6 protein-coding genes and 1 pseudogene are annotated in these 16682 nt (G+C 63.9%); 6 read left to right on the forward strand and 1 reads right to left on the reverse strand.

The window, feature by feature from the left end; all coding sequences use genetic code 11:
- Window positions 1–235 precede the first annotated feature (235 nt).
- Window positions 236–8023: a DUF5801 repeats-in-toxin domain-containing protein gene (locus ACO055_RS19540; RefSeq protein ID WP_422060511.1), complete on the forward strand. Its 7788-nt coding sequence runs from the start codon at window positions 236–238 to the stop codon at window positions 8021–8023.
- A gap of 149 nt (window positions 8024–8172) precedes the next feature.
- Here the strand turns inward: ACO055_RS19540 and ACO055_RS19545 are convergent.
- Window positions 8173–9469 (reverse strand): annotated as a pseudogene (locus ACO055_RS19545) (IS110 family transposase).
- Between the two features lie 144 nt (window positions 9470–9613).
- On the opposite strand from ACO055_RS19545, the gene ACO055_RS19550 reads away from it, so the two are divergent.
- The 5 genes from ACO055_RS19550 (at window position 9614) to ACO055_RS19570 (ending at window position 16637) form a co-directional block, all read left to right on the forward strand.
- The gene (locus ACO055_RS19550) at window positions 9614–10693 is read left to right on the forward strand and encodes a hypothetical protein (protein WP_422060512.1); all 1080 of its coding nucleotides are present in this window, start codon (window positions 9614–9616) and stop codon (window positions 10691–10693) included.
- Between the two features lie 73 nt (window positions 10694–10766).
- Window positions 10767–12137: a TolC family outer membrane protein gene (locus tag ACO055_RS19555; protein ID WP_422060513.1), complete on the forward strand. Its 1371-nt coding sequence runs from the start codon at window positions 10767–10769 to the stop codon at window positions 12135–12137.
- Window positions 12134–14314 carry a type I secretion system permease/ATPase gene (locus ACO055_RS19560; protein ID WP_422060514.1) on the forward strand — a complete coding sequence of 727 codons (2181 nt, stop codon included), beginning with the start codon at window positions 12134–12136 and terminating at the stop codon, window positions 14312–14314. Before ACO055_RS19555 ends, ACO055_RS19560 begins: the two co-directional genes overlap by 4 nt.
- A complete protein-coding gene (locus ACO055_RS19565) occupies window positions 14311–15366 on the forward strand; it encodes a cell wall hydrolase (RefSeq protein ID WP_422060515.1) in 1056 nt (351 codons plus the stop codon). Before ACO055_RS19560 ends, ACO055_RS19565 begins: the two co-directional genes overlap by 4 nt.
- Window positions 15363–16637 carry an HlyD family type I secretion periplasmic adaptor subunit gene (locus ACO055_RS19570; RefSeq protein ID WP_422060516.1) on the forward strand — a complete coding sequence of 425 codons (1275 nt, stop codon included), beginning with the start codon at window positions 15363–15365 and terminating at the stop codon, window positions 16635–16637. Before ACO055_RS19565 ends, ACO055_RS19570 begins: the two co-directional genes overlap by 4 nt.
- The last annotated feature ends 45 nt before the right edge of the window (window positions 16638–16682 follow it).

Genomic DNA, 16682 nt, shown 5'->3' on the forward strand with positions numbered 1-16682 from the left:
GAGCCAGTACCAGAAATTGCCATTGCAGAATCACCGGCCCGGGTTTGTATTCGGATCAAGAGTGATGAGGCGTAGGCACGGGTCGCCCACGAGATCCTAGCATAATCACAACAGTGGATAGCGCAGTCCCGGGCTGGGTTTCGCCCGGGGACGGAGGCGTTTGTCATGGCCTGGCGGCTTTGCCCGCAAAGGCTGCGGCAGAGTGTGTGACGTGCAAGGGGGGGCCTTAAGGGCGATGGATTTACATCGAAATCAGGAGTCTTCCGAAGCGGCCGAAACGGCTGCGGCTCCTGCGCCCGTACCTGCCAGCGTGCCGACCGCTGCGGCAGCGGCGCTTCTACTCGCCGCAAGCGCACAGCGAGTCCTGCCCGTGGATGGCGTCATCCAGTTGCCGCCCGGGACACGCCTTGATGCGATCAAGCTTTCCGGGAATGACCTGATCGTAACGTTGCCCGACGGCCAGATTCTCCTCATTGTGGGCGGCGCCCTCCATATTCCGCAGATCAAGATCGGCCCGATCAACATTCCAGGGCCAACCGTCGCCGCGCTTATCGCAGGCCAGGAACCCGAGCCTGCTGCAGGCGCGCTGCAAAGCTCGGGCGGTAATTTTGAACAGACCCCCGGCGACATCGGCAAGTCCTTTGCGCTCGGCGATCTGCTGCCTTCGACCGAATTTCTGCTGACGGAGCCGGAAGAGCGCGAGCTCATTCCCAATGCCGTCGACAATAAGCCGGAAATCCTGATCACGACCCCCGATCAGCCGGCGGGTGCCACCTCGGCCACCGCGACCGTGGCCGAGGTGGCGCTTCCCCAGCGCGGAACGGAGCCGGCAGGCTCGGATGCGGCATCCTCCGGAGAAACGATCACCGGCACGATCGAGATCACCGCGCTCGATGGGCCCTTTGTGGTATCGGTCGGGGGCACCGCTGTCACCGCCGTGGGGCAGACGATCACGACGCCGCTCGGTGTGCTGACGATCACGAGCATCGGGCCCAGCGCGATCGGCTACAGCTACACGCTCACCGACAACAGCATCAATCCTGATGCAAAGGACGTCGTGACGATCATCGTTACCGATGCCGACGGCGATGTATCCACCGCGACGCTGACGCTCACCATCGCCGACGACGCGCCGACGGCGCGCGCCGATATCGACGATGTCGTATCGGGCACTTATACGCCGCAGATCGGTAATGTGATCACGGGTATCGGCACCACCACCGGCGCTGCCGGAGCCGATACGCCGGGCGCCGATGGCGCGCTGGTGACGGGCATCCGGGTCGACGAAGGCGCCGAATTCACGCGCGCCGGCGTTCCGATCGCCGGGCAATACGGCCGCATCCTGATCAGCGCCGACGGCAGCTATGTGTATCTGCGCAACCCGGGAACGCCGGGCGGCGTCTCCGACACCTTCACCTATCGCATCACCGATGCCGACGGCGACACCTCGACCGCAACGCTGACCGTCAGGATCGGCGACGCCGCGGTCACCATCACGCCGCCCGCGGCCGGCGGGGAGGGGACGCAGGTCTTCGAAGCGGGGCTCTCCGAACGCGACGGCGGGGGCGCGCTCGGTTCGCGTGCGGGCGACAGTTCGGACGTGACTGCCGGGGTCATCGAGTTCAAGGCGCCCGACGGACCTGCCGTCATCACGATCAACGGTGTGCGCGTCACTGAAGAAGGGCAGACGATCGAGTTTCCGACCGGCACCTTCTATGTGATCACAATCAATTCCGATTCGATCGAATATGCGTTCGTTCTCGCGACCAACCTGATTGGCGGCCCGACCGCGCAGCCGATCAACGTGACCGTCACGGATGCCGACGGAGACACCAGCTCGGCCAGCTTCAACATCGACATCGTCGACGATGCGCCGATCGTCTTTGCCGATATCGATCGCGTGCCCGCCGGGACCTTTGGTCCCGCTACCGGCAACGTCATCACCGACTCCGAGAATGACGGTGGAGCGGACCTGACCGGCGCCGATGGGGCCGCCGTCACTCTGGTATCGGGCGCCGGCGGATCCGCCGCGGCAGGCGTTCCGGTCGCGGGGCTCTATGGCATCCTCACGCTGAACGCCAACGGCAGCTACAGCTATACCAGGAACGCAGGCACGCCCGGCGGCGTCTCGGATGTGTTCACCTATCAACTGACCGACGGCGATGGCGATACCGCGAGTACCACGCTGACGATTTCGATCGGCGACAATGGTGTGACGCTCACTCCGGCCGGCGGATCGGGCGGTCAAACCGTGGCCGAAGCGGGCCTGCCCTTCGGTTCGGATCCGGCGAGCGGGACGGCGACGACCAGCGGCTCGTTTACATTCTCGATCCTCGACGGGCCCGGCAAGGTCTCGATCGGCGGCGCCGAGATTACCGCGGTCGGCCAGACCATCGCCGGAACTTACGGCACACTGACGATCACCAGCGTCAGCAGCACCGCGATCGGCTACAACTATACGCTCAGCGACGCGGCCACCAGCGACGATGCTGCCGAAACCTTCGGCATAATCGTCACCGATGCCGACGGCGACAGCGCGACCGGCACGCTCAGCATCGCGATCGTCGACGATGTCCCGACCGCGATCGACGATGTCGACAGTCTGAAGGTCGGCGACGTCGGCGGCGCCGACGGAAATGTCCTCACCGGATCGGGCGGCACCGACACCAATGGCAGCGATGGCGCGGCGGACATCCAGGGCGCCGATGGCGCGAGCGTCAGCGCGGTGTCGTTCGAAGGCGCGAGCGGAGAGGTCGGCGGGATCACCGAGGGCGCTTATGGCCGCCTCGAACTCGCGGCGGACGGCAGCTATCGCTATGTCGTCGATCCCGACAATATCGATGTCAAAGGTCTCGACGGTGACGATGAACTCACCGAGACATTCGAATATGTCGTCACCGACGGGGACGGTGATGAAGCGACAGCGACGCTGACGGTAACGATCCACGGTCGCAACGACAGCGTTGCCATCTCGGGGCTTTCCGCGGCTGGCGCCGAACTCATGCTGTCCGAGGCCAACCTGCCGTATGGATCGGCGCCCGACGCCGACGCGCTCGTCAAGAGCGGTCACTTCGCGTTCGACGCCGCCGATGGCGTTTCTGCGATCACGATCGCAGGAGAGACTCTGTTCGACGGCAACATCGTCGCCGGGCTGACCATCACGACGGCGCTCGGCGTCCTGACGATCACCGATTTCGACGGCGTCTATGACACGAGCGGCGAACTGGTCAGTGGGACCATCAGCTACAGCTACGAACTCACCGGCAACAGCCTGCTCCATACCGGCGCGGCGAATGCAGCTCTCGGCGAGGCGTTTGCCGTGGTGATCATCGACAGCGACGGGACCGTCGCAACCGCCAGCCTCGATGTTCAGATTCTCGACGACGTCCCGCATGCGATGTCCGAGGCATTGATCACCGTCGCCGAAGATGCGGCGCCGATTACCGGCGACGTGCTGGAAAACGATGCCCAGGGCGCCGATGGCGCCACCCTGACTTCGGTCACCATCGGCGGCGTTACGATCGCGGTCGCGGCGTCGGGTGAGACGAACTATACCAACGCGAACGGAACCTATACGTTCGAGGCGAGCGGCGCGTGGAGCTTCGATCCGGTTGTCCGGACCAGCGCTTTCCCGATCCCTGCCGATTTCACCTATACGATCACCGACGGTGACGGCGACAAGTCGGCGGCGCTGCAGCAGATCCGCGTCGCCGACGGTGCCGATCCGACGGCAGGCGCTCCGATCACGCTGGTCGTCGACGACCAGCGCCTGGAAAGCGGATCGACGCCCACGGTGCAGGCCGTCGCGGCGAGCGGCACGATCAGCTTTGCGCAAGGCTCGGATGCCATCGTCTCGATCGGTTTTGGCGACACATCGCTGCTTGATGGCGGGCTGACCTGGCAAATCGAATCCGAATTCCGCATCATCGGACTCAACGCCGACCTCGACCCCGTGATCGTGCTCGAACTCATCGTCTCTGGAAATACAGCGACGGTCACTGCGACGCTGCAGTCGAATTACGGACTTCATCCCGATACCGCGATCGACGACCTAGTCGATCTCGGTTCGATCTCGATTGTCGCGACCGACGCCGACGGCGACACGGCATCGGGAACCGTCAATGTCTCGGTCTCGGACGATGTCCCCTCGATCAGCGCCGGCGGTTCGGCTGCGGGGATATTGGTGGTCGACGAGACGAACCTTGCCGTCAACGCGACCGCCGATTTCCGTACCCTGTTCAACACGATCCTCGGCGCCGACCAGGCTGGAAGCAGCACGGCCTATAGCTTTACCGTCACCACCGCGTCGGGACTCACTGACGTCGCGACGGGCTCGAAGATCATCTTGCAAACGATCGGCAACGTCGTCGAGGGTCGCCTTCTGGATGTGCCCACGACGGTTGCTTTCCGGCTGACCGTTGCACCCGACGGAACGGCCACGCTCGACCAGATGCGCGCCGTCAAACATGCCGATCACAGTAGTCCCGACGACAGCGTGTCGCTTTCGGCGACGCTGATCCGCCTGACCGCGACCGTAACTGACGGTGACGGCGACACGGCATCGGCCACGATCTCGATAGGCAACGCTCTCGTCTTCAAGGATGACGGGCCGTCTCTTCATGCGTCGAGCACCGACGCCAACACCATCCTCCTCACGACGCAGGATGGCGATACGCGCGGCGCGGCCTTCGACGCTGCGACCGCCAATTTTGCCTCGGCCTTTTCCGCCTCGGACTTGCATTTCGGTGCGGACGGTCCGCAGGGAACGGGACAGGTCAGCTGGGCATATTCGCTTGCTTTGGGCACGGCGGGAGCGACCCCCGCTATGACCAGCAACGGCGTGCCGGTCACACTGGCCCTCGTCTCGGGAGAGATCGTGGGCAGCGCGGGCGGCACGCCAATCTTTTCGATCGCGGTCAATGCGGCGACCGGGGTCGTCACGCTGACGCAGTTCGCCGAGATCGACCATCCGTTACCGGGCTCGTCCGCCAACTTTGTCGCGCAGCTCGTCGAGCTTGGCGCCAATCTCGTGGAACTTCGCGGGACGGCAACGATCACCGACCGCGACGGCGACAGCATCTCCGACACCGCCGTATTGGATCTGGGCGGCAATATCAGATTCGCCGATGACGGCCCGTCGGTCACCGCCGCCGGCACCGCGCCGAATCTGGTCGTCGACGAAAGCGATTTCTCGGTCAAAGCGAGCGAGAATCTGTCGGGACTTTTCACGCTGACGAGCGATTTTGGCGCCGATGGCCCGGGAAGCACAGTCTTTACTTTGGGCGTGAAGGCCGGGCCAAGCGGGCTCATCGACGCGCTGTCGGGCGCGCAGGTCGTGCTTTCGATCGAGGGCGGGGTGATCTTTGGGCGCGCGGGTTCGCAGGAAGTCTTCCGCATCTCGGTCGCGCCGGGAGGTACCGTAACCTTCGACCAGTCGCGCGCCGTGATCCATAATCCAGACACCGGGCCCGACCAGATCCTGTTCCTCAGCGGCTCCAATCTCGTGACCCTGACGGCGACCGTGACCGACGGCGACGGCGACACGGCAACGGCGACTGCCGACATTACCGGGCATTTCGCAATCCGCGACGACGCGCCCGTCGCCGTCAGCGACGAAGACAATGTCGCGCGCGATGCACAAAGTTTTGCCGACGGCAATGTGCTGACAGGCTCGGGCGGCATCGACGACAACGGCATGGACGGCTCCGCTGACCGCGCTGGCGCTGACGGTCATCTGCAGGTCGTGGGCGTCCAGTTCGGCACAACTGCAGGATCGCTCGGTGCGGCGCTGGCCGGCGAATATGGGTCGATCACGCTCGCGGCCGACGGCACCTATCGGTATCTGCTCGATCCGTCCGACCCCGCGGTCATCGCGCTTGGCGCAAACGAGACGCTCATCGAGACATTCCAGTACCGCGTGAGCGACGGCGACGGCGATACCTCGACCGCGACGATCCGGATCGTCATCACCGGCGCCAATGATTTTCCGATCGCGCGCGCCGATACCAACTGGGTTCTCGATGGAGCGAGCGGGACCGATCCGAGCGCGAGTGGCAACGTCCTTCAGGACATCGCGCACCCCGGCGCGCCGATGGGCGTCTTCGCCGACGCTGCCGACAATGATCCCGATCTGGAGGCGATCACCGTCGTTTCTGCCGGGACCTATGTCGGCCTGTACGGGACGCTCGTTATCGCGGCCGACGGCGGCTACACCTACACGCTCGACGAGGACAAGCCCGCGGTCAACGCGCTCGATAGCGGTGAGACGCTTGTCGACAGCTTCGCCTATACGATTAGCGACGGATCGCTGTCCGTTTCTTCGACGCTCGCGATCACCGTGTTCGGTACCAATGACGCGCCCACGGTCGGAACGGCGATCGCGCGCGTTTCGGAAGAGGGCTTGACCGGCGGGCTGCCCGACGCGGCGCCCAACGCAACGCTCGACACAACAAACAGCGCCGTGGCGTCGGGAACGCTTGCGATCGCCGACGCCGATGCGGGCGAGACGCTGACCGTCACGCTGGGCGCCCCGAGCGCGGCTCTTTCGGCGGGCGGCGTGCCGGTCACTTGGACCGGTGTGGGGACCGGGACGCTCATCGGCTCGGCTGGCGGCAGCGAAGTCATCCGCGTTACGCTGTCATCCAATGGCGCCTACACGGTCAAGCTGTCGCACGCGGTCGACCACCCGACCGTCGCGCTGGAAGACCTCAAGAACTTTACCGTTCCGGTATCGGTATTCGATGGGTCGGTAACGACGACGAACGCCGCCGCGATTCAGGTCGTCATAGAGGATGATGCGCCGAACGCAGTGGGCGAGACCGGTTCGTCCACACAGCCTGCGCAGGACGTGAACACGCTCTTCATCCTGGATTTCAGCGACAGCATCGACAACGGCGAGCTCAATACGATGATCGGCGCCGTCCAGGGCGCGCTTGCGCAACTCGATGCGGTCGGCACCGGCGCGATGGTGATCCGGTTCGTGATCTTTTCGTCGGGCTCCTTCGCTTCGCCCACCTTTGCGAGTGCGGCCGACGCCAATGAGTATCTGAATTCGCTGAACCCGCTTGCCGACGGAGAGAGGCCGTCGGCCGAGCAGATCGGCCTCAATACCAACTACACCGGTGCGATCCAGACCGCGCTCGCCAACTTCCACGCCATCGCGGGCGCAAGCAACCAGGTCTTTTTCCTGAGCGACGGCAACCCCAACCAGCAGGTTCAATTTGGCGGTACTCCGCCGGCGGTCGTGAACTCGCTCGCGGCGGCCACTGCGAGCGCATGGAACAGCTTCGTCGACAATAATCACATCAATGTCACCGCAATCGGCATCGACAACAACCCGCTCCAGCCGCTCAACATCCAGCGGCTGCGCGACGTCGATCTGAACGACGCCCCCAATAACCAGCCGATCCTCGTCGACGATTTCCAGGACCTGGTTTCGACCTTGTTGTCGGTCATCGTGCCCTCGGCGGTAACGGGCGACCTTGATGCCAATGATGGTTTTGGTGCCGATGGCGGCCGCATCCTGTCGATCACGATCGGCGGCACAACGTACAGCTGGGATGGCGCCTCGACCATCGCGGTATCGAGCGGCGGCACGATCTCGGGCTCGATGCTGAGCGCGATTGGCACACCGATGGCCGGGACGCTGACGCTGAACTTTGCGACGGGGCAATATAGCTATCAGCCGCCGACGCCGATTACAGTCACGGCGACCGAGGTCTTCACCTATGTCCTCACCGACCGCGACGGGGATACCGCGAGCGCGAACCTGTCGGTGACGATCACGGCGCTCGCGCCACCGATCGCGGTCGATCTCGACGGCGACGGCGTCGAATTCGTTTCCGGCGCTGCCGGCGTTCGCTTCGATTACGACGGCGATGGAGTCGCGGAAACCACCGCCTGGGTGGGGCGCGACGACGGCCTCCTTGCCTTCGACAAGAACGGCAACGGCAGGATCGACAACGTCCTATGTTGGGAAGCAGCGGCGGGAACAGGCCAGCAGATCTCGTTGCGCCGAATGTGATCGGCGCTGATGATTTTATGATCCAGATGGCTTCCATCGTCAAGGAAGGCGCTCTCGGCCATAGCAAACATAGGATCCATCGATCATCGGGATCGTGGTCCTCACCGTCCTTAAGATGAGATACGCATGCCAGATGGAAGGCCCGAACATTATCTACAGGGTCGCCGTAGCGCCCTCACGGCACAGCAGAGAGGGGTCCTTCCATCTGGTGTCCGCCCGTTCGACGAACGGGCGGTACTCGGTTCCCGTCTTGATGACGGCGTGCACGACGCGCGCCATCTTGGCGGTGAGAGCGGTCATCGCCTTGCGGCGGCGATCGGGGTCGTCGGCATGGCCATCGACATAGCGGGAGAGCTTGTCACGGAAGCTGTTGTTGGGTTGTCGGATCGCGACCTGCGTGGCCATCCAGAAGGTGCGTCGCAGCCGGGCATTGCCGTACTTTGATAGCTTCGTCCGCCCCCGAAATATCCCTGACTGGTAGGTAGCGAGGTCGAGGCCGCAGAACTTGAGGAACTGGCGATGGTGGCTGAACCGGCGTAGATCGCCGGCCTCGGCCAGGATCGTCAGAGCGTTGATCGGACCGATACCGGGGATCATGCGCAGGAGCTGATAATCGCTGTTCGTCGCCAGCGCGTCATGGGCGATCCGCTCGATCTCGTTACGCTGCTGAATCAGGGTGCGCGCCTGGGAGATGACCATGCGGAACATTGTGACCGCCGTGGAATCTTCGTCGATCGGCAGCGCGATCGATGCACAGGCGGTCTCGTAAATATCGTTGACCACCCGGGCCTTGGAGACCTTGCGACCGATCAGCGGCCAGGCCTGTTCGGTGAACGCCTCGCGTCCGATCGAGGTGATGCTGCCCGGCGTCGGGAAGCGTTCGATCAACGCCAGGAACCAGTCGGACCGGCTGTTGCCGGCGAAACGCTCGATCTCCGGAAAATACAGTGGCAGATAATGCGTGAGGATCCGATGCCAGGTCTGGGTCTTCGCCTTCGATATGGCTTCATGCGTCTTCGACATCTCCTGCAGATCGTTGATCCCTGCCGCCAGCGGATCGACATAGCGCTGGGTCGCGCCGATCTTCAGCATGTGCAGGATGACTTGCGCGTCCTTGGAATCATTCTTGTCCCAGCCATTGTGCAGCGCTTCGCGTGTCCGGGCCAAGGCGACCGACGAAATCAGGCGCAGTTCGCACCCGGCGGACAGCAATCGATGCGCCAACGTGCGGTGATAGTTGCCGGTTGCTTCAAAGCCGACGATCACGGGCCTACCGATGGTCGTCAGATCGTCCGCCAGCCGGTCATAGTCCGCCTTCGTCGCCATTACGGTCATGCGGCGCCGGCGGCCGCCCTCCGGTCGTTCGAGAAGAACCTCCTGGCGATGCTTGGACATATCGATAGCTACCAGCACGGCGTCGGGTGGAGTAGAATGAAACTTGGTCATGATCGGTCAGCCTCCAAAGGGTTGTGTCGACAACATCTCTTTAGAGACCTGCTGGCTGGTCATGACTGCCTTGATGAAGCCGGCGGGCGCTACGCGCCCTTGTCTCCATCAAGGCATCGCGGCCCTTCGAAAGGCTGCTTCCCAATGTGCTACGGGACCGAGCTTGTGTTCGGCAAGCCCGGCGTCACTGATCTGCAGGGCTTGGCCGCTGCCTATGACAGCAATGGCGATGGCAAGCTCGACGCATCGGACAAGGATTTTGCGAAGTTCGGCATCTGGCACGATGCGAACGGCAACGGGGTGACCGATCCCGGCGAGTTCCGCTCGCTCATCGACGAAGGCATCGTCAGTATCGCTCTGGTCTCGGACGGCAAGGCTTACACCGCCGCGAATGGCGAGGTGCAGGTGCGGGGCGAGGCCATCTATACCCGCGCCGACGGCAGCACGGGAAAGCTCGCCGACGCGGCCTTTGCGACCAACTTCGCGTCCGAGCAGCAGAGAGCGGCGGCCGCAGCGGGATCGACGGGCCTTTCGGCGGCGATGCTGGCCGCGGGGCTGATCGCGGCGCCGCTCGCCGCCGAGCCGGTCAGCCCGTCGCCGGCAAAGGAAGTGCCGGTCTTCGCCGCTGCGATGACGGCGACGGCCGAAACGCATCCTGCGTCTGATATCCATCAATCGGATCGTGCGAGCGTGCTGACCCACGAGCTTTGGACCAGCCCCGCCGAAGCTCGGATTTCCGAAAATAGCGATGAGCATGGTCGCTTCCATGACGAACGCTCTGTCACCGATCATGCAAGCGGTCTCGAGGCCCCGGATTCCGACCGGTCGCTGGTCAGCCTCGCCGATGCTGACAACAAGGATCCCGCCCAGACACCTGCGCCAGCGCTGGGCGACGCTCACAGCGTTGATCAGGTCCAGATGGTGTTGCCCGAGCAGGCGGCTCCCGATCCGGCGGATACGCGGACGGCAGATTCGGCTGTCGGGACCGTCCATGTTTCGTCGCTTGCAACCGCAGCGCTCCAAGGTCCCGAAGTCGACCTGGATGCATTGCTGGGGCCGCAGCCCGAGGCGCGGCCGCTGCCGCAGATTGCCCTTTTGGGAGACGCCGGAAGCGGAGCTTTCGGGGAGATGAGCGGCCCAATGGGGCATGCCTTCATGATCGGTCTCGCCGATCAGCATGTCGCGGCACAGCTCGAGCAGGCGGCTGCCGCTGGCCACGCCTGAAAACGCGCCGCTAGCCGGCGAATGAAGAAGAAGCAGGGGGTAGAAGATGTCGAAGAAGCGTACCGCAATCCTGTTGCTGAGCGCGGCGGCGCTCGTCGTGATTGCCCGCCCTGCCGGAGCGCAGCGCCTCGAGCTCAAGTCGGCGGTCGAAAGTGCGATGCAGACAAACCCCGAGATCAACCAGGCGGTCGAGAACCGAACAGCGATCGAGTTTGAACGCGAGCAGGCGCAGCGCCTGTTCATGCCGCGTGTATCGGTTGAAGGATCGGCGGGCGTTCGCCGTCTTGAAAACGGCACGCGCCGGTCCCTCGGGATCGCGGACGACAAGCTCTTTCCGGTCGAAGCTGCGCTGAGGCTCGAGCAGACGCTCTTCGACGGAGGCGTGAAGCGGCAGGAAGTGAAACGGCAGGCCGCGCGCACCGATGGCGCCGCTTTCCGCGTTGAAGAGCGCTCGCAGTTCATCGCGCTTCAGGTGACCCGTCAGTATCTCGACTATCTGCTTCAGCAGCGGATCGTTGCGGCGTCGGAAGACAACATCGGTTTTCACAGCAAGCTTGTCACCGATCTGCGTGAGGGTGTCGCGAAGGGTTCGCTCAGTATCGCCGATCAGCAACAGGCCGAGGAGCGTCAACAGGCTGCGCAATCGCGCCTGACCGAGGCCAATCTCGATCTTGTCAACACGTCGGCCTCGTTCCGGACGTTGACGGGTCTGGACCTGGTGGACGGCGCAGCGCTGCCCCCCTCGCTGGCGAGCGCCATTCCGGCGACGCTAGAGGAAGCGCTGGCGCGCGCCCGCGAACGCAATCCGCGCATTCGGGAGGCAGAGGCCGATCTCGATGCCGCGCACGCGCTGGTGTCCAAGGCCAAGGCCGAGATGGTGCCGACGGTGTCGCTTGAGGGCAATGCGCGGATCGGTGACGATATCGATGGCTTCAAGGGCCAGACGAACGACCTGCAAGCGGGCGTCGTCATGCGCTGGGACGTCTTCAACGGCGGCGCAAAACGCTCGAAAGTCCAGGAGATGAATCGCCGCGAGCGCGAAGCTCGTTTCCGGCTCGATCAGATGACCCGCGAAGCCGAAGAGGATGTCCGGATCGCCTGGAACACCTGGGATGCGCAGGGCAGGCTGGTCAAGGAACTTGAAGAGCAGAGCCGCGTCTCGAACGAGCTGCTGCGGTCCTACCAGGCCCAGTTCAACGTCGGGCGTCGCTCACTGCTCGATGTCCTCGATGCGCAGAACACGCGCTACAATGTGCAGGTGCGTACCGAGACAGCGAAATTCGCGCAATTCTATGCGGAATTCAAACTGCTCGCTGCGTTGAACGACCTGCTGTACGCGATGGAGGTGACGCCGCCGAAGGCCGCAACGGCGAATTCCCGCGAGCGTTTCAATGTCAAACCCACGCCCGAGATGAACCCGGAATCGATCCGGGAACCTTCATGAATTTTCCATCGCATCCTCTCCGCTCGCGTCGCGCGCAGCCGCCGACCGCGAGCTTCGAGGCCTGGACGGCCGATCCGGCACCCGGCGACGAACTGCTCGGCGCGGTGGCGCGGATCGCAGAAATGTTCGAGCGTCCCTTTTCCGAAGCGCGGGTCAAAAAGGGCCTCGCTCTCGACGAGGATGGTCATCTTCCGGTAGATCAGCTCGACCATGCACTCGAAGCGGTCGGGCTGCGCTGTCACCTTGTTCGCCGCTCGCTTGCGGGCTGGAACGACCAGGATGTGCCGGCGATCCTGTTTCTGACCGACGACCGTCCGGTCATCGTGACGAGCATCGATGCCGAGCATTGCACCGTGCGCCTGCCGGCGGGCAGCCGCGATATCGAAATCGAGCGCGGTCATCTCGAATCGGCCTATTCGGGCACCGGCGTCATCGTGCGTCACGATCCCGAAAGCGAAGCCGCGCGCGAGCGTCCGTGGGACGAAGCGCCGCAGCGCCACTGGTTCTGGAGCGAGGTCCGCAAGGAGCGCGGCCCCTATGCGTGGGTCATGTTCGCTTCGCTGCTGATCAATCTTCTCGCCTTCGCGATGCCGTTGTTCACGATGAACGTTTACGACCGCATCATTCCCAACAAGGCTGCGTCGAGCCTGTGGGTCATGGCGCTGGGGGCGGTGTTCGCGATTGCCGTCGAATATTCGCTGCGGCTTGCGCGAACCGGACTGATCGACGAGGTCGGGCGCGGGATCGATGCGCGGCTATCGCAGCGCCTGCTCGACAAGGTGCTGAACCTGCCGCTGGCGACGCAGCGCGGGAGCACGGGCGCGCTTGCGCGGCGCGTTACCGAATATGAGCAGGTTCGCGACTTCTTCGCGTCGACGACCGTCGTGCTCGTAACAGACATTCTGTTCCTGTTCGTCTTCGTCGGCCTGATCGGCGTCATCGGCGGCTGGCTGGCGGTCATCCCGATCATCGCGGCCGCGATCATGCTCGTTCTCGGCTGGCGTCTTCAACGCCGGATGACCGCTGCGGTGTCGGACGCCCAGATCGACGCAAGCCTGCTCCAGACGACACTTATCGAATCGATCGGTAGCCTGGAAACGGTGAAGGCTTGCCGCGCCGAAGGCCGGATGCTCGGCAAGTGGCGGCGGCTGTCAGCATCGAATGCCTATACGCAGGAAGAAATGCGCAAGTTGACGGCAACTGCGGTCAACCTCGCCACGCTGTGTCAGCAGGGCACGAGCATCGCGCTGATCATGGGCGGTTTCTACCTTTTCAATGCCGGCTCGATCTCCATGGGCGCGATCATTGCGGTGGTGATGCTTGCGAGCCGTTCGCTTGCGCCCGTCGGCCAGCTCGCCTTCCTGATGACGCGCGGCCGCCAGGCCTTCGTGACGTTGAACAGTCTGCAGCTCCTGATGGACCAGGACGATGAACGCGACAAAGGCGCACATTCGATCGCGCCCGAGGTTCGCCAAGGTGCGTTGCAGCTCGAGCAAGTGGGGTTTCGCTACCCCGATACAGACCGCGAGTCGCTCGCCGACATCAATCTCGTCATCGCGCCGGGTGAGCGGGTGGGCCTGATCGGCCGCGTTGCTTCGGGCAAGTCGACGCTTGGCCGCCTCCTTTGCGGTCTCTATGACCCGGCCGCCGGCAGCTATCGCATCGACGGGCTCGAAAGCCGCCAATATGATCCGCATGACCTGCGTTCGACGCTCCGCTTCGTCGGGCAGGATGCCGAGCTGTTCAGCGGCACCGTGCGCGAGAATCTGCTCGTTGGCGCGAGCGATGTGAGCGATGCCGACGTGATCGACGCCGTCCAGCGTTCGGGCGCCGACGTCTTCCTGGGCCGCGATGCGACCGGTTTCGATTTTCACATCGGCGAACGTGGCGCGCGGCTGTCGGGGGGGCAACGAAGCTTTCTGGTTCTTGCCCGCGCGCTGATGACGCCGGCGCATCTTCTGTTTCTCGACGAGCCGACGGGAGCGATGGACAGCCAGACCGAACAGCTTTTCGTCGAGCGGCTGCGCTCGGCTCTTCCTGCATCGGGCACGCTGATCGTCGCGACGCACCGTATGGCGGTCCTCGGCCTCGTCGACCGCCTGATCGTGATGGATAATGGGCGCATCGTCGCCGACGGGCCGCGCGACGAAATTCTTGCCCATCGGACGATGGCATGAACGTCGCAGCCGCCAGATCCTATCGCCCGGCGCCGCGCGAGGATCATCGCCGTACCGCGCTGTGGCTCGTTGGCATTGCCGTGCTGGTGTCGCTGCTCACGTCGGAAACGATATGGGGACAGGTTCTCGATCTCTTCGGCGCCGAAGATCATGATTATTCGGAGCAGGCCTCGTCCGCGCCCTTCGTCCCCGATGCGCAGATGAAGGAACTCATCGAAATCACCGGCGACAATGCCGAGCTTCCCGCTTATGCGCCCGAAAAGGCGATCCAGCTGAACGAGGCCATTCCCTTCACCCATGGTCCCGTCGCTTCGGCGCGGCCGTTTGCGCCGCCCAATCTTGGCGAAGTGGCCAAGCTCACCGCGCTTCGCTGTCTGACGCAGGCGGTCTATTTTGAAGCCGGGTTTGAACCGATTGCGGGGCGCCGCGCGGTCGCGCAGGTTGTGCTCAACCGCGCCGCGCACCCGGCGTTCCCGAAATCGGTGTGCGGTGTCGTGTATCAGGGCGTGAACCGGCCCGTTTGCCAATTCAGCTTCACATGCGACGGATCGCTCAACCGCAAGCCCAACCCGCGTGCGTGGAAGGAAGCCGAGGATGTCGCGATCGCCGCGCTCAACGGCTATGTCGATACCGCGGTCGGATATTCGACCCATTATCACGCCAACTATGTGTCGCCCTATTGGGCACCGAAGCTGGTCAAGATCACGCAGATCGGCGCTCACATCTTCTATCGCTGGCCCGGCCGCTGGGGCATGCCCGGCGCTTTTTCCGGCCAGTATAGCGGGATGGAGGCCATCCCGGCGATCCTTCCGCGCAGTTCGGTGCGGAAGTCCGGCGCCGACGCAGGCGGTCTCGTGAAGGCTTCGTCGGAGGACGGGATGCGCGCGCTGCAGGATCGCCGCGCAGACAATGATGATGGCGGGCGCATCGACGCCGCCAAGGGCTGGGAGCTTGCACTGCCGCCGGTCGAGGAAAGCAGCCGCGCATCGCGCATGATGGCGTCGCAGCAAGCCGGCGAATATGAGATCAATGGTACGGGGAATGGTTCATGATCAGATCGCGCCCTTATGCAGGGACACGCCGCATCATCCTGTCAGCGGGCGTCGCGCTTTTTGTTTTCACCAGTTGGGCAAGCTTCGCGAAGGTCGATGAAGTCACACGCGGGCAGGGCCGCGTGATCCCGTCCAGCAAGGCACAGATCGTCCAGTCGTCCGAGCCAGCGACGATCCTCGACATCGTCGTGCGAGCGGGCCAACCGGTCCGCAAAGGTCAGCTTCTCGTTCGCCTCGACGACACCGAATCCTCTTCGCAGCTTGGTCAGATTGAAGCGGAAAATCGCTCTCTCGCGGCGCGTGCCGCGCGCCTCGGGCGCGAAGGAGCGGGAGGCGAAAGCGACGGGTGCGGCAGCGTGAGCGGCAAATCGGTCGCCGATTGCAACCAGGAAGCGGCGCTTCAGTCGGCGCGCGCTGCGACGCAGCGAAGCCGCAAGCTCGCGCTTGCGTCGGCCGTAGAGCAGCGCCGGCGCGACTATACCGAAGCCCAGGCGACGATCGCGTCCCTGAAATCGAGCCTTGGCCTTGCGCAAAGCCAGGTCGACATGCTCGAGCCGCTCGCGGCCAAGTCGATCGTGCCCCAAACCGAACTCCTCAGTGCAAAGCGCGAGGCCACCGAAATCAGGGGCAAGCTTGCCGCAGCCGAGCAGAGCGCATCGCGCGCGGCAGCGGCGATCAACGAAGCGATGGCGCAAGTTTCCGAGGCGGGAAATCAGTTTCGCCAGGAAGCGCTCGACGAGCGCAGTCAGTTGATGGCGAAAATGGCGGTGAATTCGGAATCGCTCCGCGGCGCTGCCGGACGCCGCCAGCGCAGCGAAATCCGCTCGCCGGCGAACGGAATCGTGAATGACGTCCAGGTCACCACCGAGGGCGGCTTCGTCCAGGCGGGCCAGAAGATCATGCAGGTCGTTCCGATCGGCGACAAGCTGCTCGTCGAGGCCCGGGTAGCACCGCGCGATATTGCCTTCATCAAGGTCGGTGACCGGGCCAACGTCAAGGTCACGGCCTATGATTTTGCCATATACGGCGGGCTCTCGGGTAAAGTCGTCCAGATTTCGCCCGACAGCATTTATGACGAAGCAGCGAAAGAGGCCTATTTCACCGTCGTCGTCGAGACCGATCTTTCCTATCTCAAGAGCGGGCGCCGGCGCCTCCCGATCACGCCGGGCATGATCTGTGATGTCGAGGTCATAACGGGAAAGAAAAGCGTGTTGAGCTATTTGTTCAAGCCGTTCCTGCGCGCGCGCTCCGAGGCCTTCACCGAGCGCTGACGCAAAAACGCCGCCCGGACGGGCGGCGCTGCTTATCCTTATAAC

Source organism: Sphingopyxis sp., assembly GCF_965227415.1.
Lineage (GTDB): Bacteria > Pseudomonadota > Alphaproteobacteria > Sphingomonadales > Sphingomonadaceae > Sphingopyxis.